General features: G+C 65.8%; 15 protein-coding genes. 9 read left to right on the top strand and 6 right to left on the bottom strand.

The window, feature by feature from the left end:
- Positions 1 to 51: 51 nt before the first annotated feature.
- Together O0879_RS09625 and O0879_RS09620 are read left to right on the top strand one after the other, a co-directional pair.
- Complete coding sequence (locus O0879_RS09625; protein WP_099664779.1) at positions 52 to 978, top strand: AraC family transcriptional regulator; 927 nt, start codon at positions 52 to 54, stop codon at positions 976 to 978.
- A 72-nt stretch (positions 979 to 1,050) separates the two neighbouring features.
- Positions 1,051 to 3,105, top strand: a complete 2,055-nt coding sequence (locus O0879_RS09620) for an esterase-like activity of phytase family protein (RefSeq protein WP_289916108.1) — start codon at positions 1,051 to 1,053, stop codon at positions 3,103 to 3,105.
- An 82-nt stretch (positions 3,106 to 3,187) separates the two neighbouring features.
- Here the strand turns inward: O0879_RS09620 and O0879_RS09615 are convergent, their stop codons facing one another.
- On the bottom strand, positions 3,188 to 5,230 hold the full coding sequence (locus O0879_RS09615; protein ID WP_289916184.1) for a S9 family peptidase: 2,043 nt from the start codon (positions 5,228 to 5,230) through the stop codon (positions 3,188 to 3,190).
- A gap of 160 nt (positions 5,231 to 5,390) precedes the next feature.
- Entirely contained in the window at positions 5,391 to 6,098 is a 708-nt protein-coding gene (locus O0879_RS09610) for a glutathione S-transferase family protein (RefSeq protein WP_289916107.1), read from the bottom strand.
- A gap of 114 nt (positions 6,099 to 6,212) precedes the next feature.
- Between O0879_RS09610 and O0879_RS09605 the strand changes: the two genes are divergently transcribed.
- The 3 genes from O0879_RS09605 (at position 6,213) to O0879_RS09595 (ending at position 9,137) form a co-directional block, all read left to right on the top strand.
- Positions 6,213 to 6,578 (top strand): helix-turn-helix domain-containing protein, encoded by a 366-nt coding sequence (locus O0879_RS09605; RefSeq protein ID WP_099380591.1) that lies wholly within the window; start codon positions 6,213 to 6,215, stop codon positions 6,576 to 6,578.
- 61 nt (positions 6,579 to 6,639) lie between these two features.
- On the top strand, positions 6,640 to 7,236 hold the full coding sequence (locus O0879_RS09600) for a hypothetical protein (protein WP_099380592.1): 597 nt from the start codon (positions 6,640 to 6,642) through the stop codon (positions 7,234 to 7,236).
- A 248-nt stretch (positions 7,237 to 7,484) separates the two neighbouring features.
- Positions 7,485 to 9,137 (top strand): PAS domain-containing methyl-accepting chemotaxis protein, encoded by a 1,653-nt coding sequence (locus tag O0879_RS09595; protein WP_289916106.1) that lies wholly within the window; start codon positions 7,485 to 7,487, stop codon positions 9,135 to 9,137.
- Here O0879_RS09595 and O0879_RS09590 read toward each other — a convergent pair.
- From O0879_RS09590 to O0879_RS09580, 3 genes are all read right to left on the bottom strand, one after another.
- Positions 9,109 to 9,957 (bottom strand): DUF2071 domain-containing protein, encoded by an 849-nt coding sequence (locus O0879_RS09590; protein ID WP_289916105.1) that lies wholly within the window; start codon positions 9,955 to 9,957, stop codon positions 9,109 to 9,111. The genes O0879_RS09595 and O0879_RS09590 overlap by 29 nt on opposite strands.
- A gap of 62 nt (positions 9,958 to 10,019) precedes the next feature.
- Positions 10,020 to 10,802: a 3-hydroxybutyrate dehydrogenase gene (locus tag O0879_RS09585; protein ID WP_034777971.1), complete on the bottom strand. Its 783-nt coding sequence runs from the start codon at positions 10,800 to 10,802 to the stop codon at positions 10,020 to 10,022.
- Between the two features lie 92 nt (positions 10,803 to 10,894).
- Positions 10,895 to 11,968, bottom strand: a complete 1,074-nt coding sequence (locus O0879_RS09580) for an AraC family transcriptional regulator (RefSeq protein WP_289916104.1) — start codon at positions 11,966 to 11,968, stop codon at positions 10,895 to 10,897.
- Positions 11,969 to 12,094: 126 nt separating this feature from the next.
- On the opposite strand from O0879_RS09580, the gene O0879_RS09575 reads away from it, so the two are divergent.
- The 4 genes from O0879_RS09575 to O0879_RS09560 all read left to right on the top strand — a co-directional run bounded on the left by O0879_RS09575 (position 12,095) and on the right by O0879_RS09560 (position 17,253).
- The gene (locus O0879_RS09575) at positions 12,095 to 13,705 is read left to right on the top strand and encodes an FAD-binding oxidoreductase (RefSeq protein WP_289916103.1); all 1,611 of its coding nucleotides are present in this window, start codon (positions 12,095 to 12,097) and stop codon (positions 13,703 to 13,705) included.
- Positions 13,702 to 15,282, top strand: a complete 1,581-nt coding sequence (locus O0879_RS09570; protein ID WP_289916102.1) for a glycerol-3-phosphate dehydrogenase/oxidase — start codon at positions 13,702 to 13,704, stop codon at positions 15,280 to 15,282. The genes O0879_RS09575 and O0879_RS09570 overlap by 4 nt, the downstream gene beginning before the upstream one ends.
- A 159-nt stretch (positions 15,283 to 15,441) precedes the next feature.
- The gene (locus O0879_RS09565) at positions 15,442 to 15,669 is read left to right on the top strand and encodes a hypothetical protein (RefSeq protein ID WP_289911874.1); all 228 of its coding nucleotides are present in this window, start codon (positions 15,442 to 15,444) and stop codon (positions 15,667 to 15,669) included.
- A 3-nt stretch (positions 15,670 to 15,672) separates the two neighbouring features.
- Positions 15,673 to 17,253 carry an FGGY-family carbohydrate kinase gene (locus tag O0879_RS09560; protein ID WP_289916101.1) on the top strand — a complete coding sequence of 527 codons (1,581 nt, stop codon included), beginning with the start codon at positions 15,673 to 15,675 and terminating at the stop codon, positions 17,251 to 17,253.
- 4 nt (positions 17,254 to 17,257) lie between these two features.
- On the opposite strand, the gene O0879_RS09555 is transcribed toward O0879_RS09560, so the two are convergent.
- Entirely contained in the window at positions 17,258 to 18,616 is a 1,359-nt protein-coding gene (locus O0879_RS09555; protein ID WP_289916100.1) for a diguanylate cyclase, read from the bottom strand.
- Positions 18,617 to 18,826 lie beyond the last annotated feature (210 nt).

Genomic DNA, 18,826 nt, shown 5'->3' with positions numbered 1-18,826 from the left:
TTTTGAGGTACATTGGATGGCACAGGCGGGGACAGCCTGGGAGAGACGAGCATGGAACACCTGTGGCAGAAGGACAGCGAGCGCAAGGCGCCCGAACTGGAACGCGAAAGCTATGACGGCATCATCAATTACCTGGAACACGGCTATCCCAGCTCGCGCGTGCGCTGGCACTGCCACGAGGAATACGAGCTGCACCTGATCGTCGCCACCAGCGGGCGATTGTTCGTGGGCGACTATATCGGCGAGTTTTCGCCCGGCCACCTGGTGCTGACGGGCCCGCGCCTGCCGCACAACTGGATTTCCAACGTGATGCCGGAAGGCGGCGTGGCCCTGCGCGACATGATCGTGCAATTCGCCCACGCGCCGCTGGCGGGCGCCGCGCGCGTCATTCCCGAATTGCGCGAGTTGCTGCCGCTGCTGGAGCGCTCCAGCTATGGCGTGGAGTTTTTCGACATGGGCGCGGAAGCGGAGCGGCACCTGGCGCGCATCCGCGTCACGCATGGCGCCGAGCGTTTCGCCGAATTCGTGCAACTGATGAGCAAACTGGCGCGCACCGCCAATTACCGCTTGCTGTCGAGCGCCTCCCTGCGTTCGTACGACGACGATGCGACCCTGGCCAAGGTCAATTCCGTCCTCAACTACATCACGGACAATTACCGCGAGCCGATTTCGGCGGAAATGCTGGCCGAGCAGGTGGGCATGTCGCTGAGCAAATTCTCGCGCTTCTTCCGCAAGGCGACGGGCAACAGTTTTACGGATTTCATCAGCCGGCTGCGCATCAACAAGGCGTGCCAGCTGCTGATGGATACGGACCAGTATGTGTCGAACGTCTGCTACGACGTGGGCTTCCAGAACGTGGCCAATTTCAACCGCCGCTTCCTGCAGGTGAAGGGCGTCACGCCGAAGGAATTCCGGCGCCAGGCCGATGGCCGTTTTGGCGGCATCGGCGGGCCCGTGGCGGATATGCCACAGGCCTAGCCGCTGTCATTACCTTGTCACTTTGATTAGTTATGCTCCACGGTTACTCCACCCACCTTAGCCGAGGAATGCATGAATACTGCCGTAACGCCGATCCCGAAACTGACCCTGTTGGCCATCGCCGCCGGCCTGGCCCTGGCCGCGTGCGGCGGCAGCGACAATCCGCCGGCGGAGCCTTCCAAGCCCGTGGCGCAGACGGGCGTGTTCCTCGATGGCGCGGTGGAAGGACTCGATTACGTTGCGGGCAGCGCGGCCAAGGCCAGCACCAATGCCAAGGGCGAGTTCGTTTGCAATCCGGGCGAGACGGTCGCCTTCAGCGTGGGCGGCCTGGCCCTGGGTTCGGCGCCGTGCGGCGCCGTCGTCACGCCGCTGGCGCTGGCCGCCAGCACCAACGTGGCGGACGACAAGGTCGTCAACCGCCTGCTGGCGCTGCAATTGCTGGACGATGACAGCGATCCGTCGAACGGCATCAGGCTGACGGCCGAAGTGAAGGCTGCGCTGGCCGGCAAGACCCTGGACTTCGCCGCCGCCCCGGCAGCTTTCAACGCGGCCCTGGCCGCGCATCTGGCAACGGTGGGCGCGAAATTCGCCGGCCGCACGGTCGATGCGGAGCGCCGCGCCCTCGTGCGCGAGCATTTCGAAGACACCCTGGCCTCGAAAGCGGGCGCGCCCGTCAACGAAGCGCTGACGCAAGCCAATCCGTTGGGCGAAGTGAAAGTGACCGTGACGCGCTACCAGATCCAGGCGGCCGACAAATTCTACGTGCCGTACGAAGGCGCGAACGCGAAGATCAAGGGCGAATTCCCGAACGGCTTCCTGCCGTCGTACGGCTCGGGCCTGGCCTACAAGGGCAAGAATGCGGCCGGCGACCTGGAATTCTATGGCTTGACGGACCGCGGCCCGAACGGCGACGGCCCGCTGGTACCCGATCCCTCGGGCAAGGGCACCATCGGCAGCAAGATCTTCCCGTCGCCCAGTTTTACTCCGTCATTCGGCGTGATCACGGTGGGCAAGACCGGCGCCGTGCTGGCATCGAGCACGCCGATCAAGGTGTCGGCCGCCGTCAACAGCTCGGGCTTGCCCGTGCCCGTGGGCGCGGTCGGCAATTCGGCCGAGATTCCCGTCATGGATGCGATGAAGTTCGATGCCGCCGGCAAGGCCGTCTTCAACGCGGGCGGCCTCGATTCGGAAGCCATCGTCGTCGATGCGAAGCGCAATGCGCTGTGGGTATCGGACGAATACGGCCCGTTCATCATCAAGATCGATGCGGCCACGGGCATCATCCAGGCCAAGTACGAGCCGGGCAAGGGCTTGCCGGCGCTGTTCGCCAAGCGCCGCGCGAACCGCGGCATGGAAGGCATGACCCTCGACACGAGCAACGACAAGCTGTACGCCTTCCTGCAAAGCCCCTTGAGCGACGGCACGGCCATGTATTCGGTGACGAAGAAGGCGGAGCAGGTGGAGCGCTTCGCCCGCTTCACGCGCTGGATCGAATTCGACCCGGTGACGGGCACCAGCGGCAAGATGTATGCGTATCCGCTCAATGCGGCCGACTACCAGGATGGCCGCACGGGCAATGCCAAGCTGGGCGACATGGTGGCGCTGGGCGGCGGCAAGTTCCTCGTCATCGAGCAGGGCGCCGCGCCGTCGGGCAAGGTCTTCAACAAGCTGATGCTGGTCGAATTGAAGGGCGCCACGGACATTTCCTCCGCCGCCTTCAATGCGACGACGTCCGACCTGGAGAAGAGCAGCATGGGCGGCGCTGGCGTCAACGGCGCCGACTGGGCCGCCGTCACGCCGCTGAAGAAAACCCTGCTGCTGGACTTGAACGCCATCGGCTGGGCGGCGGAAAAGGCGGAAGGCCTGACCCTGATCGACGACTCCACCATCGCGCTGGCCAACGACAATGACTTCGGCCTGAAGACGAAGATCTTTGACGCGAACGGCGTGGAAGTCGATGGCGCCGACGTCACCAAGTGCACGGTCGACGCCAACGGCACCATCGTCACCAGCAGCGCGGCCGGCTGCAACGCCGCCAACACCATCCGCGTGGCGCGCGGCGACGACCGCGAGCGGCCTAGCCGCTTGTGGATCGTGAAGTTCGCCAAGGCGCTCAATACATATTGATGGCGTATTGATTTGGCTTAATTGATGGATGAAAAAAAGCCGCACAGTGCGAACTGTGCGGCTTTTTTACGCTGGAACAGGCTTACTTTTTAGTGTAGGTGTTGAGCCAATCGAGCACCGTGTGATGCCACAGCAGCGAATTGGCCGGTTTCAGCACCCAGTGGTTCTCGTCCGGGAAGACCAGCAGCTTGCTCGGGATGCCCTGGCGCTGCAGCGCCGTGAAGGTACCCAGGCCTTGCGCGGTAGGGATGCGGAAATCCAGGTCGCCCTGTACCACCAGCATCGGCGTCTTCCAGTTCTTCACGAAGTTGACGGGGTTGAACTGTTCGTGCTTGGCCGGCGCGTCGTAGTACGGGCCGCCGTTTTCCCACTCGGTGAACCACAGTTCTTCCGTCGCGTAAGCCATGCCGCGGTTGTCGAACACGCCGTCGTGGTTGACCAGGCACTTGAAGCCGTCCGGCCAGTTACCGGCGATCCAGTTCATCATGTAGCCGCCGTAGGACGCGCCCAGCGCGCAGCTGCGCTCGCGGTCCAGCCATGGGAACTTCTTGGTGGCCGCTTCCAGGCCCTTCTGCAAGTCGACCAGCGGCTTGCCGCCCCAGTCGCCGCTGATGGAGTCCGTGAATTTCTGGCCATAGCCGGTGGAACCGTGGAAGTCGATGAAGACGGTGGCGTAGCCGGCGCCCGCATACACTTGCGGGTTCCAGCGGTAGCTCCAGCTGTTGCCAAAGCTGCCTTGCGGGCCGCCGTGCACCAAAAAGGCGACCGGATACTTTTCGCCGGCCTTGGCGTTCCACGGCTTCATGACGTGGCCGTAGACGGTTTCGCCATTCGCGCCCGCGAACGAGAACTGTTCATATTCGCCGAAACGCACGTCGGCCAGGGCCGCCGCATTCTGCTTCGTCAGCTGCACCATCGGCGCGTTTTCCGACTTCGCATCGAGCTTGCGCGTGTACAGCTGCGCGCCCGAGGCCAGGTTGGCTTGCGCCAGCACGATGGTATTGCCGCGCACGTCGAAGTCGCCCACGGCGCCCTTGCCCGTCAGCGCAGCGACCTTGCCGCTGGCCGCGTCGATGTGGAACAAGCGGTGCTGGCCCACGTCATCGGCGGCGACGAGGAACGCCTTGCTGTCCGGCGTCCAGCGGAAGTCGGCCACGGAACGGTCCCAGTCATCGGCCAGGGTGCGTTTCTTGCCGGTGGCGACATCCATCAGCACCAGATGAAAACGGTCCGCTTCGAAGCCCGGCTTGGTCATGGCGACATAGGCCAGGGTGCGGCCATCGGGCGAGTAGGTGGCTTTCGCATCCCAGGCCGGATTGTCGGCCGTCAGGTTGCGCGGCGCCTGGCCGCCGATAGCAGGAATCGTGTAGACGTCGAAGTTGGTCGACCACGATTCCGTGCGGCCGGCCACGCGCACGGAGAAGGCCACCGTCTTGCCGTCCGGGCTGAAGTGGTATTCGCCATTGTCGCCGAACGGTTTCGATGGCGCGTCGCCGTCGAGGGTGCCGCTCAGGCTCACGGGCGCGGCGCTGACCTTGCCCGTGGCGTCGATCGGCGCCGAGTACAGCGCGTTGCGGCGGCCATCGGCCCAGGTATCCCAGTGGCGCACGAACATCTGGTCGTAGACCATGCCGCTGGCCTTGTTTTTCGCTTTTTCATCGAGGCGCTTCTTCGTGCAGGCGAGGTCCGCGCAATCGAGGAAGACGCCCATGCTGAAGGCCAGGCGGTCGCCCTGCGGCGACAGGCGGTAGGTGTCGACGTCCAGCGCCAGGTCGGTGACCTTGGCCGCTTCGCCGCCGTTCAGGGGCAGCTGCCACACTTGCGAGGAGCCGGAACGGCCGGACAGGAAGTAGATGGCGTCGCCGTTCGGCGACCATTGCGGGTCGCTGGCGCTCGCTTCGCCGCGCGTGAGCTGGCGCGGCGCCGCGTTCGGCGCGCGCAGGTCGATCATCCACAGCTGCGTGTTGCCGCGGTTCTTGTCCAGGTTGGTGGTGCGCACCGTGTAGACGACGCGCGTGGCGTCCGGCGACAGCACGGGGCTACCCACGCGCTCCATGGCAACCATGTCTTCCACGGTGAAACCGCGCGGCGCAGCCAGGGCCGGCACGGCGGCGGTGGTGGCCATGGCGGCACTGAATGCTCCCAAGAGCAGCAGACGTAAACTCATTCAAACTCCCGATTTTTATGACGACGTTATCGATATGGTATTGATGTGGCCGGCTGTACCGCCGGCAGCCCGACATCATAGCAATAAAGACGCGCCTGCTGCGGGAGTTGACCGCCGGTTAGCCGGCCAGCACTGCCAGTTGGTCGAGCGCCACGTGGCCCAGGAAGCCGCCCTGGCTGATGGCCGGCAAGCCGTCCTCGATGGCGTGGGCAAAGCGGATGCCGGGGTCCTGTTCCAGCGCCGCCAGCACGCGTGCCGTGTCCGGATAGTCTGCCAGGCGCGCCAGCTGCAGCGGTTCGGCCCAGCGCGCCGTGGCGGCCAGGTAGGCGTCGGCGATGGTGGGGCCGGTATCGGAAGCGAGCCAGGTGCGGCCGGCGAGCAGGCGCTCCAGGTGCGCCAGGCTTTTGTTGACCTTCTCGACGGCCATCTCGCGCCAGACGGCCGCGCGCGCGTCGGTTTCCGGCGCGCGCGATGCCTGGAAGGCGGGCATGAAGGCCGCGTGGAAGGTCGTGTGCAAAAAGGAGAGCACGCTGTTCAGGCGGTCGTATTGCGGCGTGCCCTGCGCAAACCCCAGGCCGCTATTGGGTGCGCGCGCGGCGATATGCAGCAGGATCGCCATGCTTTCCAGCAGCGGCGCGCCCGCGTGCGTGAGCAGGGCCGGCGTCTGGCCCAGGGGATTGATGGCGAGAAAGGCGGGATGCAGCTTGCTGGCCGGGTCGCGCGCTTCCACGCGGGCAAGTTGGTACGGCATGCCGCTCCATTCGAGGGCGGCGATGGCGGCAAACGAGCAGCCGAACGGCACGCTGTAGATCAGGGTGGTTTCCATGCTGGAACTCCGGTGAGAGGAAAGAAGGGCAGTCTAATCGTGATGGTTACTATTTGGAAGAAGGCAGAATAATGTGGTATAGGTACATTTTTTATACCAGGTGGGAAGCCAACCATGAAAGACAATGTCTCCGGCTGCGCCGTGGAAGAAGCCATGCGATTGCTGGGCGGGCGCTGGCGCATCGTGCTGCTCAGCTATCTGATGGCGGGGCCGAAGCGCTTCAGCGAAATCCGCCGCGCCGTGCCGAATATCTCGCAGCGCATGCTGACCCTGGACTTGCGCGCGCTGGAAGAGGCGGGCTTGCTGACGCGCACGATTTACGCGGAAGTGCCCGTCAAGGTGGAATACCGGCTGACGGACGAGGGCTTGCGCTTGCGGGAGCTGGTCGAGATGCTGCGCGCCATCGGCTTGCGCCTGCGCGGACAGGCGGACGGGGGCGGCGCCTTTCTCGCGCCCGATGGCGACGATCATTCTCAATAGAAACAACTGTCTTTATGTAAAGTGCTAGACTGCCGGCCTTTGCTCACTACTCTCGATTCCCATGCGCCTGACTTCCCTCGCCCTGACCGCCGCCGCCCTGTTTGCCGCCTTGCCGGCCCAGGCGGCCACCATGCCGACGCTCGAACAAATCCACGCCGCCGTGCAGGTGGGCGTGGCCAAGACCCGGGCCAAAATGCAATCGACTGTGACGGTACCGATCGCCGTCAAGGTCACCAGCTTGACCGGCTGCCAGGATTCGCAGGAAGTGCCGGGCGAAGTGGTGTGCCTGGTCGCCATGAGCGGGGGCATGCGCGATGCTTTCATGGTGCTGCCGTTGCGCAACGAGAACGGTACCTGGGTGGGCGTCGAGCGCAAGGACGCCAAGTTCGCGGGACCGTCGCCGGCCGAGGCGCAAGCGATGATACGCGCCTGGGCCAAGGAAGAAGTGGCGCGCAATCCGGAAGCGGCCAAGGATGTGCAGATGCAGGAAGCGCAGAGCACCATGCAGGTCAAGGCCATCAACGAGTGCGAGGTCAAGCGCAAGACGGGCTATCTGGTATGCGATACGGAATTGAGCGTGCCGAGCCGTCCGGAAGCCATCAAGACGGAACTGACCTTCATGCTGGAAAACGCCAACTGGCGCTACGTGCCGCGCTAAGCCGCCGCGTTGTTTGCCGCCGGGACAGTCACGCTGTTCCGGCACCGTTCCCGCCATTCCCCTGCGGCCGCGCTGCCGCCTGCAATATTTGCAGATTCGCAAGGCAATTTCGCCAGTGAAAATTGCCGATTTAAATTAATAATTAGATATTAAAATTAATGTATCGGTGCAGATTGCCGCCGGCTTCCTGCCGCCTTGCATTTGCCCGCTTCCCCGTGCTTCCACGGGCTACCTTTGAGGATGTGACCATGCGACTCAATCTTCCCGTCAGCGATACCGAAATCAACCTGAGCGATACCGAGACCATCGTCTCGACTACCGACTTGCAAGGCAATATCACCTATGCCAACCCGTATTTCATCGCCGTCAGCGGTTACAGCGCGGAAGAATTGATCGGTGCGCCGCAGAACATCCTGCGCCATCCCGACATGCCGGTCGAAGCGTTTGCCGATTTCTGGGCCACCATCCGTTCGGGGCGCTCGTGGAGCGGCATGGTGAAAAACCGCTGCAAGAATGGCGATTATTACTGGGTGCTGGCGAACGTGACGCCGGTGGTGGAAGACGGCGTGGCCGTCGGCTACATGTCCGTGCGCACCAAGCCCACGCGCCAGCAGGTGGCGCAGGCCTCGGCCCTGTACGCGCGCATCAAGGCGGGGCAGGCCGACGGCATCGTCATCAGCCAGGGCGCAGCCGTGCGGACTGACTGGCTGGCCAGGTTCGCGCGCCTGCGTGACTTGCCGCTGGGCAAGCGCATCGGCTGGAATCTGGGCTTGCTGAGCCTGGTATTGCTGCTGCAACTGGCGTGGAATGCGGGCCTGCTGCCGGCCGGCGCGGCTGGCTGGCTGACGGGGCTGTCCGTGGCGGCCTTGGGCGCGACCCTGTATTTCTGGCACAGCCTGCACCGCGCCGTGCTGCAACCGTTGCAGCAGGCGCGCCAGGCTTGCGACGTGATGGCGGGCGGCGATCTGACGGGCGAGCTCGACACCACGCGGCGCGACGAAATGGGGCAACTGCTGCGCTCCCTGCGCCAGCTGCGCGTAAACTTGCATTCCATCGTCGGCGACGTGCGCGGCAATTTCTTGCGTATCAGCATGGCCAGCCAGGAAATCGCCGCCGGCAATATGGACTTGTCGGGCCGCACGGAAGCGCAGGCGTCAGCCCTGCAGCAGACGGCGTCGAGCATGGAGCAGCTGGCGGCCACGGTGCAGCAAAACAGCGGCAACGCCGTGCAGGCCAGCGACATGGCGGGCAAGGTCCACGGCCTGGCCGGGCGCGGCGGCGAGATCGTCGGTCAGATGGTGAGCATGATGGCCGATATTGACGCTTCATCGAAGAAGATCGGCGACATTACGGGCATTATCGAAGGCATCGCCTTCCAGACGAATATCCTGGCCCTGAACGCGGCCGTGGAAGCGGCGCGCGCCGGCGACCAGGGGCGGGGCTTTGCCGTGGTGGCGGGCGAAGTGCGCAGCCTGGCCCATCGCAGCGCGGCGGCGGCCACGGAAATCAAGCAATTGATCACGGCGTCGTTGGCGCAGGTGCAGGCGGGCGCGAAGCTGGCCCAGCAGGCGGGCGCCAGCAGCGCCGAAATGCTGGGCGCCGTGCAGGGCGTGCACGGCATCATGGAAGAGATCGCCTCCGCTTCGCGCGAGCAAAGCCACGGCATCGGGCAAGTCAACATGGCCGTCACGCAGATGGATGAAGTCACGCAGCAGAACGCGGCGCTGGTGGAGGAATCGGCGGCCGCCTCGGCGTCGCTGCAAGACCAGACCTTGCAGCTGGAGCAGGCGATGGCCTTGTTCAAGCTGGAACGGCGGCGCGGCGGCCAGACAGGCTCCGCCACGCCCCCGCGCACGGGGGAGCGCCGGCGTGCTACAGCAGGCGCTCTGACAACGCCTTGAAGGGAACCTTGGGCACGAGAAAGGCAAACGGCTGGGAGACGGGCGGCAACTGCCCCAGCAAGCCGCAGTCGGCGCGCAAGGCTGTCAGCGCTTGTACTTGATCCAGATCAACAGGTAAGTCGATTTCGCCGAAGACCAGCTTGCCGTTGCGCGGCACGTGCGCGATGGCCGCATCCTGGCAGGCGAGGAAGGCGACGGCGTCGCGCCAGTTGCCGAACAGCGCTTGCCAGTCGGCATCGAGGGCATGGTCGGTTGCGATGTCCGCCTGCACGTCCAGCGATGGCGCGCTGCCGGCGCCGCTGGCAATGCTGCAGCGGGCTTGCGTGGCCGTGACTTCCAGCGTCATGCCGGCGGCCAGGTGGGTCGGCAGGATGTCGCTGAACAGCCGCGTGCCCAGCGCATGCGGCAAGCTGTCCATGATGTTTTTCAGAAAGTACACGCAGGGCACGGCCGGTGCGCCCGCTGGCGTGTGGTCCAGATATACACGCCAGTTGCTTTGCAACGGAGACGGCAGCATCCGGCGCAGGGGACCGAGCAGGGCCGGGCCGAAATGCCCGTGGCGGTAGGTCAGGACGGTAAACGGCGTCTTGCCGTCGCGCTGCCACAGGGTCACGCCGGGGGGCAGCAGTTGCTGCGCGGCAGCGGCGTCGACGAGCCAGCTCACGTAGACGACGTCGCGCACGTCGCTGTGCAGGGTCAGGAAGGGCAGGCGGGACATGATCGCCTGGCGTGCGTTGGCAAAGCGCGTGGAATTGGCGAGCGCGGCAAACAGGCGCCCCGGCCAGCCCGCGCGCGGGTGGCGGTAAGTGTTGTCTTGCAATTAGGAACTTTCAGATGCGGTGATGCAGGCGGACGGCGCCGCCTGCCGGATACGTCACGTGTTTATTGCATGTGCCAGCCGTGGCTCACGACGATCGACTGGCCGCTCAGGGCGTTCGACGGGAAGGCGGCCAGGAAGACGGCCGTTTGCGCCACGTCTTGCGTGGTGGTGAATTCGCCGTCGATGGTGTCTTTCAGCATGACTTTCTTGATCACGTCTTCTTCGCTGATGTTCAGCTGGGCCGCCTGTTCGGGGATTTGCTTGTCCACCAGCGGCGTGCGCACGAAGCCGGGGCAGATGACGTTGGCGCGGATGCCATCCTTGGCGCCTTCCTTGGCCACCACCTTGGCCAGGCCCAGCAAGCCGTGCTTGGCGGCAACGTAGGCGCTCTTGAAGGGCGAGCCTTCGTGCGAGTGCACGGAACCCATGTAGATGATGGCGCCGCCGCGGCCCGCCTTGATCATTTCGCGCATGCAGGCGCGCGTGGTGAGGAAGGCGCCGTCCATGTGAATGGCCAGCATCTTTTTCCATTGATCGAACGGGTAGTCGACGACGGGGCTGATGATCTGGATGCCCGCATTGCTGATCAGGATATCGATGCCGCCGAAGTGGGCGGCGGCATCGGCCACGCCCTTGTCCACTTGTTCTTCGCTGGAGACATCCATGGCGACGGCAAACGCCTGGCCGCCCGACTGCTTGATTTCCTCGGCCGTCTTGCTGGCCGCTTCCAGGGCCAGGTCGGCGATGACGACCTTGGCGCCTTGTTTCGCGTATTCAATAGCCATTTCCTTGCCGATACCACTGGCGGCGCCGGTAATCAGTGCGACTTTGTCTTTGAGTTGCATATTAATCCTTTGCATTGCGGGTTGGAGTGATCGTGGAAAACCTGACTATGCCAGTATAGCCAGAAAACGCGCCGCGCATGCCCCGCGCACGCCTATGGGGCTTGCTGCCGGTCAAGCTGCCTCTCTTGCATTTCCTGCAAGCGCCAGGCGCCGGGATTGGTACCCGCCCAGGTGCGGAACGCGTGATTGAACGCGCTTTGCTCCTGGTAGCCGAGCAGGAAGGCGATGTCGACCAGCGACAAATCCGGCGCGCGCAGATAATCGCGCGCCAGGCCGTACCTGGCCTGGTCCAGCAGGGCCTGGAAGCTGGTGCCCGCGTCGGCCAGCTTGCGCTGCAGGGTGCGCGGCGTGACGGCCAAGGTGGCGGCAACGGTGGCCAGCCGCGCCGACCCGTGGCGCAAGCCCGCGACGATGGCCGCGTGGACTTGCGCGTCGATGGCGCCGCCAGTGTCGTTTTCAGCCTGGCGCTGCGCCAGCAGTTGTTCCGCATGCTGGCACAGCACGGGGTACAGGCTGACGTCGGCGTTCGGCACGGGCCAGTCCAGCAATTGCGCATCGAAGGTGGCCGTGTTGGCAGGGGCATTGAAGGCGGGCAGGCTGCCCAGCACGCGCACATATTCGTCGCGGTGCGCCGCGTGGCGCAGCAGGTCGCCGCCGCCATCGTGCGTGAACGCCAGGCGGGCCGGCGGCAGCGGCATGCCCGCCAGCCAGTCGCCGCACACGCGGATGCCGGCAAAGACGCTGTCGACCAGGTGCCGGCTGGCGCCCGGGTAATTGCTTGCCCAGCGGTAGTGCGCGACGGCGCCGTCGCGCTGCAGGGTCGAGCGGCCCAGGTCGTGCGCCAGCCGTTCATAGCGGGCCGTCTGTTCCAGCGCCTGGCCCACGTTGCTGCAACTGAGCAATATCAAACCGTAGGCGCTGTAGGTGCCCATGCGCACGCGCTGGCCCACGTGCAGGCCGAAATGCGCATCGCCCGCCAGTTGCGCGCCCGCATCGAGCAGGCGCACGTAGTCGCGCGCGGCCAGGCTGGCTGCGGACGCTTCCAGGCTGTGCGGCGCCACGCCGGCCGCCTGCGCCAGGGCGGCAATGGGGATGCCGTGCGCGCCGGCCGCTTCCAGCAGCGGCTGCAGATAGGCGCCGGCGACCCGGCCGTCAGTGCTTGTCATGATGGAACAATGCGATTGTCATGAAAAACCAATACCCTTGGCCTGTGGCGGCATATGCTGTTGAACAGGCAAGAACAGTATAGCAAGCCGCCGTGGCGCGCAACTGGCCGAACACAGGGGATGTCGATGCAACGCTGGAATGGCTGGGGAGACGAGAGCATCACGTATGCGCTGAGCGAGGACGCGCTGGCCTTCCTGGGCAAGCGCCTGGGGCCGGGCAGCGCCATTGCCGATGCCACCTTCGACGACGCCTGCGCGCAGGTGCCCGCTTCGCGCCTGGCGCCGCATCCGCTGATCGACACCCTGCCTGCCACGCGCGTGCGCCATGCGCTCGGCCAAAGTCTGCCCGACTGGTTCAAATTGCGCCATGGCCGCATCGGCGCCGTACCCGATGGCGTGGCCTTTCCCGGCAGCGCGCTGCAGGTGCGCCAGCTGCTCGCGTATGCGCGCCAGGCGTGCGTGGCCGTGATTCCCCACGGTGGCGGCACCAGCGTGGCCGGGCATTTGACGGTGGCGGCGGGGCCGCGCCCCGTGCTGGCGCTCAGCCTCGTGCGCCTGTGCGCGCTGGGCCACCTGGACCGCGAAGCGCAGCTGGCCACGTTCGGCGCGGGCGTGTATGGCCCCGACCTGGAAGCGCAGTTGCGCGCGCACGGCTACACCCTGGGCCACTACCCGCAGTCGTTCGAGTATTCGACCCTGGGCGGCTGGATCGCCACGCGCTCGTCGGGCCAGCAATCGCTGCGCTATGGCCGCATCGAGCAGCTGTTTGCGGGCGGCGAAGTGGAAACGCCGGCCGGTACCTTGAGCATTCCCACGTTTCCCGCTTCCGCGGCTGGTATCGACCTGCGCGAAATGGTGCTTGGCTCCGAAGGGCGGCTGGGCATCCTGACGCAGGCCACGGTGCGCGTTTCGCCGCTGCCGCCGTATGAAGCGTTCCACGCCGTGTTTTTCGCCGACTGGGGCCAGGCGCAAGCGGCCGTGCGGGCGCTGGCCCAGTCGCGGCTGTCCTTGTGCATGCTGCGCCTGTCGAATGCGCTCGAAACGCAGACCATGCTGACCCTGGCCGGGCACAAGAAGCTGGTGGGCTTGCTGGAGCGCTATTTGTCGCTGCGCGGCTGCGGCGAAGGCAAGTGCATGCTGATGCTGGGCGTCAGCGGCGAAACCGGGCCGGCGCGCGCGGCCCTGCGCGGCGCCCTGGCGCTGGCGCGGCGGCACAAGGGCGTGCACGTGGGGCGGCACATGGGCGACAAATGGAAGCAGGGGCGTTTTCGCAACGTTTACCTGCGCAACGGCGCGTGGGAACACGGCTATGTCATCGACACGGTGGAAACGGCCGTCGACTGGCCGCGCGTCACGGCGATGATGGCGGCGCTGGAGCAGGCGGGCACCAAAGCGCTGGCGCAGCATGGCGAGCAGGTGCACGCGTACACGCATTTGTCGCACGTGTACGCACAGGGCGCCAGCGTCTACACGACGTATGTGTACCGGCTGGCCGCCACGTTCGAGGAAAACATGGCGCGCTGGCGTGCCTTGAAAGACGCGGCCAGCGCCGCCATCGTCGCCAACGGCGGCACCATCAGCCACCAGCATGGCGTGGGCACGGACCACGCGCCGTGGCTTGCGGCGGAAAAGGGAGAGCTGGGCATCGCCGCCATGCGCGCGCTGCTGCGCCAGTTCGACCCGCAGGGCATGATGAATCCCGGCAAACTGCTGCCCGAAGCGGGAGGCGGCTTGTGAACGGGGCAAGGCGCCGCGACGGGCTGCCCGCGCTGTTGGCGCGCGAGTGGGATATCTTGATCGTCGGCGGCGGCATCACGGGCGCCGGCATCCTGCTGGAAGCGGCGCGGCGCGGCTTGACGGCGCTGCTGGTGGAGCAGCGCGATTTCGCCTGGGGCACGTCGAGCCGCTCCTCGAAGCTGGTGCACGGCGGCTTGCGCTACCTGAAGCAGGGACAGTTCGCGCTGACGCGCGAATCGGTGCATGAGCGGCAAGCCTTGCTGACGGATGCGGCGGGGCTGGTCGAGCCGCAGGGCTTTGCCTTTGGCGATTACACGGGCCGGAAGCCGGGCCGGCGCCAGTTCATGCTGGGCCTGGCCATCTATGACGTGATGGCGGGCCGGCGCGCGCGCCGCTATGTCGATGCGGCGGATTTCGCCATGCTGGCGCCGCATGTCAACCGCGATGGCCTGCGGGGCGGCATGCTGTACCAGGACGCCAAGACGGACGATGCGCGCCTGGTGCTGCGCGTGCTGCAGGAGGCGCGCCGCCATGGCGGCGTGGCCGTCAATTACCTGGGCGTGGACTCGCTGCTGCGCGACGATGGCAAGGTCGCCGGCGCCACCTTGAACGATGCGGTCGATGGCAGGGCACTCACTGTGCGCGCGCGCCTGGTGATCAGCGCCACGGGCGCCTGGGCCGACGGCTTGCGCGGCCAGGTGGGAGAGCCGCCGAAACTGCGGCCCCTGCGCGGCAGCCATCTGCTGTTGCCGGCCTGGCGCCTGCCGCTGGCGCAAGCCGTCAGCCTGATGCACCCGCACGATGGCCGCCCCGTGTTTGCGTATCCCTGGGAGGGCGTGACCCTGGTGGGCACCACCGATGTCGACCATGGCGCCAGCCTGGACCTGGAGCCGGCCATCACGCGCGGCGAACTCGATTATCTGCTGGCGGCGCTGCGCTGGCAGTTTCCGCAGCTGGCGCTGTGCGAAGACGATGTGCTGGCCACGTTTGCCGGCGTGCGCCCCGTGATCGACAGCGGCCAGCTTGACCCGTCGAAGGAAGCGCGCGAACATGCGCTATGGCTGGAAAACGGCTTGCTGACGGTGGCGGGCGGCAAATTGACGACGTTTCGCGTGATTGCCCTGGACGCATTGCGCCGCGCCGCGCCGCTGCTGCCGGGCTGGCAGGCGGATTTGCGCCCCTTGCCGATCTTTGACCCGTCGCCGCCCTTGTCGGGCAAGGCCTTGGCGCTCGATGGCGAGCAGCGCGAACGCCTGCTGGGCCGTCATGGCGCGGCCGCGCAAGCGCTGTGCGATGCGGCGCAGGAGGGCGAACTGGCGCCGGTTCCCGGCACGCAGACCTTATGGGCGCAGCTGCGCTGGGGCGCGCGCAACGAGGACGTGCAGCACTTGGACGACTTGCTGCTGCGGCGCACGCGCCTCGGTTTGCAGCTGGCCGGCGGCGCGCTTGCTATCATGCCGCGCCTGCGCGCCGTCTGCCAGCAGGAACTGGGCTGGGACGATGTGCGCTGGGAGGAAGAGCAGCAGCGCTACCTGGCCCTGTGGCGCCGCCATTACAGCGTGCCGCAAGGCGAATGAAGCAATGATAAAAACAGCGATAAATGCGGCGATACAAGCAGCGATAAGAATATAAAAGAGGAGAGCATCATCGAAACTACCCTGTTTGGCCAGCTCCTGGCGCTGGGCGACGCCCGCATCAGCTACGACAGCCTGTCGCCGCTGGACTTGCGCCTGCCCGTGGATGCCCTCGCCGACGACCTGGGCGAAGACCTGCTGCAAATCACGTGCGCGAATGGCGACATCGTCGACGTGGGCTGGTATCCGGCCTGGAATGCGCAGGGACGCTTGCGCGTGGTGGCCGTGCGGGGGCAGGACTGGGACGCGCCCGTGTTCAGCGCGCAGCCGGACAAGGATCCGCAGGCGCTGCTGCAGGCGCTGCGCGCCGCGCTGGCCAGCGTGGCCTGAGCCATGACCTCCGCAGCGGGCGATGGCCCGTATATCCTCTCCATCGACAATGGCACGCAAAGCGTGCGCGCGCTGCTGTTCGATCGCGACGGCAAGCTGGCGGCCAAGGCGCAAGTCTTCCTGGAAGCGTATTACTCCGACCACCCCGGCTGGGCCGAGCACGACGCCGACGGCTACTGGCAAGCCGTATGCGAAGCGTGCCAGCAGCTGTGGCGCGGCACGGACATAGCCAAATCCTCGGTGGCCGGCGTGGCCGTGACCACGCAGCGCGGCACGGTGGTCAACGTGGATGAACATGGCGCACCGTTGCGGCCCGCCATCACCTGGCTGGACCAGCGCAGCACGCGCGACATTCCCCGGCTGGCGCCATGGTGGCGCGCTGCCTTCCGCGCCACGCGTCTTGACGGCACGATACGCTACTTCCGCCGCGAGGCCGAGATCAACTGGATCAGTGCGCACCAGCCCGACATCTGGCGTCGCACGCACAAATTCCTGCTGCTGTCGGGTTTTTTGAACCACCGGCTCTGCGGCAACTACGTCGATTCGACGGGCTCGCAAGTGGCGTATATTCCCTTCGACTACAAGCGCCACGCCTGGGCCGGGCGCTTCGACTGGAAATGGCAGGCGCTGGCGATTCGACGCGCCATGCTGCCCGAGCTGGTAACGCCGGGCACGCGCATGGGTGCCATCACCAGGGCCGCCGCCGCGGCGACGGGCATCCTGGAAGGCACGCCCTTGCTGGCGGCCGCCGCCGACAAGGCGTGCGAGGTGCTGGGCGCCGGCTGCGTCGAACCGCACGTGGCGTGCCTCAGCTACGGCACCACGGCCACCATCAACACGACCAACCGCAAATACGTGGAAGTGACGCGCTTCATTCCGCCGTATCCGGCCGCCATGCCGGGTGCCTACAGCACGGAAGTGCAGATCTTCCGCGGCTACTGGATGGTCAACTGGTTCAAGGAGCAGTTCGGCGACCGCGAACGGGCGGCGGCGGCCGAGGATGGCACGGGCTTGTCCGCCGAAGCGCTGTTCGACCGCCTGGTCGAGGCCGTGCCGCCCGGCTCCATGGGCCTGATGCTGCAGCCGTACTGGAGTCCCGGCATCAAGGTGCCGGGGCCGGAAGCGAAGGGCGCCATGATCGGCTTTGGCGACGTGCACACGCGCGCGCACATCTATCGCGCCATCCTCGAAGGTCTCGCGTATGCGCTGCGCGAAGGCAAGGAGCGCATCGAGCAGCGCAGCGGCATCGCCATCACGGAGCTGCGCATCGCGGGCGGCGGTTCGCAAAGCGATGCGGCCATGCAGCTGACGGCCGACATCTTCGGCTTGCCCGCCGCGCGCGCCCACGTGTATGAAAGTTCGGGCCTGGGCGCGGCCATCGCCGCTAGCGTGGGCCTGGGCTGGCATGCGGACTTTCCCGCCGCCGTGCAAGCCATGACGCGCAAGGGTAGGGTATTCCAGCCGGATCCCGGGCACAGCAAGGTCTATGAAAAACTGTACCGGCGCGTGTACCGCAAGATGTATGCGCGGCTGCAGCCCCTGTACCGCGAAATCGCCGACATCACCGGCTATCCTGAAAAGTGACCGGCTAGCGCAGGACGAGCGCTTTCACCGTTTCCCAGGCCGCGCTGCCCGATTGCGTGACGCGCACCTGGTTGCGGCCCCCTTCCTTGGCCACGTACAGGGCGCGGTCGGCGGCGACGAACAGCGCTTCGCGGTCGTCCAGCTGGTGCGGGCGGATGGTCGCCACGCCGATGCTGACGGTGATCCACGGCGAGGTGATCGATCGCGGGTGCGGCAGCTGCAGCGCCTCGATGTGCGCGCGGATGGCTGCGGCCAGGTGCAGGGCGCCTTCGGCATCCGTGTCGGCGAACAGCAGGACGAATTCCTCGCCGCCGTAGCGGGCCGCCAGGTCGCCGGGGCGTGCGGCGTGCGAGGCGATGGCTTGCGCCACCTGCTGCAGGCAGCTGTCGCCGGCCGGATGGCCCAGGCTATCGTTGTACAGCTTGAAGTGGTCGACGTCGAGCACCACCAGCGACAGGACGCCGCCGCCGCGCACGGCGCGCTGCCATTCCTTTTCCAGGAAGCTGTCGAAATGCCGGCGGTTGGCGATCTGCGTCAGCGGGTCGAGATAGGCGGCGCGCTGCAAGGCGTCTTCCGACTGCTTGTGGTGCGTGATGTCGTGCAGCAGGCCGATATACAGGGGCTGGCGCAGATACATGGGCGTCAGGGTCAGGTCCATGCTCAGCGCCTCGCCGTTGCGGTGGCGGATCGCCACTTCGCGCGTGCCGTGGTTGTGCGCTTTTTCCGGATTGGCCGCGTGCATGGTGAAGTAATCGAGGTATTCCTGCGTCACCAGGGGGCTGAGCAACTCGCCGATGGAGCGCCCGGCCAGTTCGTTTTCGCGGTAGCCCAGGTACTGGTCGCAGGCGGGATTGGTGTACTGGATGCGGCCATCGGCTTCGATGATCAGCAAGCCCTCGGCCATGTTGTTGACGATGGTGCGCAGGCGCTCGGCCTGTTCCTGCTGGGTTTCATTGTTGCTGCGGATTTGCAGCTGGGCGCGCACGCGCGCGCACACTTCGGCCATGCGCAGCGGCTTGCTGATGTAATCGACGGCGCCGCAGTCGAAGCCGGCCACCACGTCTTCCGTTTCCGTCTTGGCGCTCATGAAGATGACGGGGATGCCCTGCGTCAGCGGGTGCTGCTTGAGGCGGCGGCACGTTTCGATGCCGTCCATGTCCGGCATCAGCACGTCGAGCAGGATCAGGTCGGGGTGGGCGCGCTGGGCGATCGCCAGCGCCCGTTCGCCGGACGTGGCGACATAGGTTTGGTAGCCTTGCTCGCTCATCAGTTTGCGCAGCAGCTCAAGGTTGGCCGGCGCATCGTCGACAATCAAAATGGCGGCCTCGCGCCGCTGGGAATGCTCCACACTGCCTGGACTCATTGCTTCCGGCCTTCTCGATGTACTTTGCGATGCCAGCGTTTGCTGCACTTTCGGTGATGCTGACCGGGTTCAAATCTGCGACAGCGGTCAAATCATACCGCCTTGCCAATTTTTTGGGTAAAAAAATCGACGTTGTGCGAGGTGGTAAAACATTATTTTTATGCTATTTTTGGAAATAAATACACGCAATTGCTGTCGTGAAGGCGGTTT

The sequence above is a fragment of the Janthinobacterium sp. SUN120 genome (assembly GCF_030397735.1).
In the GTDB taxonomy this organism is placed as follows: Bacteria; Pseudomonadota; Gammaproteobacteria; order Burkholderiales; family Burkholderiaceae_D; genus Janthinobacterium; species Janthinobacterium kumbetense.
This window is presented reverse-complemented; position numbering and strand designations above follow the sequence as displayed.

Coding starts and splice junctions, on each gene's coding strand:
- O0879_RS09625 (WP_099664779.1), top strand. CDS start 52: ATGGAACACCTGTGGCAGAAGGACAGCGAGCGCAAGGCGCCCGAACTG.
- O0879_RS09620 (WP_289916108.1), top strand. CDS start 1,051: ATGAATACTGCCGTAACGCCGATCCCGAAACTGACCCTGTTGGCCATC.
- O0879_RS09615 (WP_289916184.1), bottom strand. CDS start 5,230: ATGGCCACCACCGCCGCCGTGCCGGCCCTGGCTGCGCCGCGCGGTTTC.
- O0879_RS09610 (WP_289916107.1), bottom strand. CDS start 6,098: ATGGAAACCACCCTGATCTACAGCGTGCCGTTCGGCTGCTCGTTTGCC.
- O0879_RS09605 (WP_099380591.1), top strand. CDS start 6,213: ATGAAAGACAATGTCTCCGGCTGCGCCGTGGAAGAAGCCATGCGATTG.
- O0879_RS09600 (WP_099380592.1), top strand. CDS start 6,640: ATGCGCCTGACTTCCCTCGCCCTGACCGCCGCCGCCCTGTTTGCCGCC.
- O0879_RS09595 (WP_289916106.1), top strand. CDS start 7,485: ATGCGACTCAATCTTCCCGTCAGCGATACCGAAATCAACCTGAGCGAT.
- O0879_RS09585 (WP_034777971.1), bottom strand. CDS start 10,802: ATGCAACTCAAAGACAAAGTCGCACTGATTACCGGCGCCGCCAGTGGT.
- O0879_RS09580 (WP_289916104.1), bottom strand. CDS start 11,968: ATGACAAGCACTGACGGCCGGGTCGCCGGCGCCTATCTGCAGCCGCTG.
- O0879_RS09575 (WP_289916103.1), top strand. CDS start 12,095: ATGCAACGCTGGAATGGCTGGGGAGACGAGAGCATCACGTATGCGCTG.
- O0879_RS09560 (WP_289916101.1), top strand. CDS start 15,673: ATGACCTCCGCAGCGGGCGATGGCCCGTATATCCTCTCCATCGACAAT.
- O0879_RS09555 (WP_289916100.1), bottom strand. CDS start 18,616: ATGAGTCCAGGCAGTGTGGAGCATTCCCAGCGGCGCGAGGCCGCCATT.